Raw genomic sequence first — 1,797 nt, 5'->3', positions numbered from 1 at the left:
CCAACGTCCCCAGCACGCGCCAGCACCCCACCACCGCGCCGGGCTGGAGCGCCGCCGGGAACACCTGTGACCCTTCCGGACCCATGAATCCCCAGGGTCGCACGGATTCCACTCAACCTGAAAGGTCACTCCGCCCGGATGCGGAACGGAACCCCTGGATCATGTGCTCTCACGTCAGGAAGTCTCGCCCCGGGGCCCGCGCGAATGCCCCCAGCGGAACTAATCGGTGGTGACTGAAATGTGACATGAACACGTCGTGCGACGGGCGGGGTGTGTCAGACGGATTTGGTGTATTGAGCCGCGTCTCATCGCAGCACCTCCCCCCACTCAGGAGTTCCTGATGCGTCGTCTTGGCACAGCCCTTCTTGCCGTGAGCATGCTCGCCGGTTGCGGTCCGGGTACCCAGGCGGAGACTCCCCCCGAGTCCGCCCCCACCACGCCGGCCGTCGAGCAGCAGCAGGCGCCCATCCTCACCCAGACGAACGTCGACGTGGCCGCCGAGTGCTACGGCATCATCGACTTCGCGAACACGGCGTCGTACTCGATTCTCGACCGCTACCTGCCCAGCAACGTGGTCACCAACATCGTGAACCGCCGCGCCACCGCGCCGTTCACGTCGCTGGCGGACCTGTCCACCGTGCCGCTCGTGGGCCCGGCCCGGCTCAAGCAGCTCGAGGGCGGCGCCCGGACCCTGGACTACATCGACGCGGACTGCGTCGGCATCCTGGACGGCATCGCCATCTCCCATGACGACCAGACCGCCATCGTCGCGCTGGTGAACAGCATCGACGACTCGGAGCTGCACGACGTCCTGCCGGACGCGTGGAACGGCGCCGTGAACCTGCTCAACGCGCGCCCCTTCACCACCGCGCAGCAGATCTCCGACACGGCGGGCATTGGTGACGTGAGCTTCCGCAACATCCGCAACTCCGCCACCCTGAGCCGCCCCCTGGAGGCGCTCTTCGCCGCGGTGAACGCCATCCCCAGCAATGGCTCCTACGGCGCCACCACCCTGCGCCACTTCGACTGGTGGAACATCGCGTCCGCCGGGCACGCGTACCGCGATGACAAGACCTGCTTCGGCCTGGAGCCCAGCAGCGTCCCGTCCGGCGCCGCCATCCGCCCGAACCTGGCCAATGCCGCCGAGGTGCGCGCCGCGGTCGAGAACGCCGTCGCCTACGTCAACGGCAACACCCTCATCCCCGCTTCGGTCCGGACCGCGGGCTTCGCGAACCTGGACTCGCTCATCGCGGGCCGGTCGTTCAAGGGCTGCATCATCACCTACGAGAACGACCCCTGGAGCCGCAACACCGTCCACATCTACGTGGACACCGTGAACGGCTTCAGCGTGATGACCGAGACCTGGTGGGCGGAGTAGTCCTCTCCTCCTGCCGTCCCTGACGTCCCGAAGCCCCGGGTTCCTTCATGGAGCCCGGGGCTTTGTCGTGTCCGGAAGCAGGCAGGCTCCCGGCGGGCAGGCCCCCCGCCCCCGGGGCGCGGGAAGGAAACCGTGCATCCCCCTGTGTCTATGGGTATAGACACGCCCCATGTGCCCCCTGGTGAACACGAAGGACCTGATTGACGCCCAGGAGGTGGCGGGCCTGTTGCGCCTTGCCCACCCCAACAGCGTCAGCACGTACCTGCGCCGCTATCCGGACATGCCCCGTCCGGTGCTCGACCTGGGCAACGGGCGCCCGCGCCTCTGGCTCAAACCCCAGATGCTCCGCTGGGCCCGCGCCCGCCAGGCCGCCGCCAACACCGATACAAGCTCCCGAGGTTCCCGATGACCACCGCCAC

Annotated in this window: 2 protein-coding genes; both read left to right on the top strand. The window is 68.1% G+C overall.

The window, feature by feature from the left end; all coding sequences use genetic code 11:
- The first annotated feature begins 376 nt into the window (after nt 1-376).
- Complete coding sequence (locus D7W79_RS41720) at nt 377-1,378, top strand: hypothetical protein (protein WP_338078861.1); 1,002 nt, start codon at nt 377-379, stop codon at nt 1,376-1,378.
- Nucleotides 1,379-1,547: 169 nt separating this feature from the next.
- A complete protein-coding gene (locus tag D7W79_RS41715; protein WP_120530720.1) occupies nt 1,548-1,787 on the top strand; it encodes a hypothetical protein in 240 nt (79 codons plus the stop codon).
- Nucleotides 1,788-1,797 lie beyond the last annotated feature (10 nt).

This window comes from Corallococcus exercitus (assembly GCF_003611585.1).
Lineage (GTDB): Bacteria > Myxococcota > Myxococcia > Myxococcales > Myxococcaceae > Corallococcus > Corallococcus exercitus.
The sequence above is the reverse complement of the archived record's forward strand: the minus strand, read 5'-3'. Positions and strand labels throughout refer to the sequence as shown.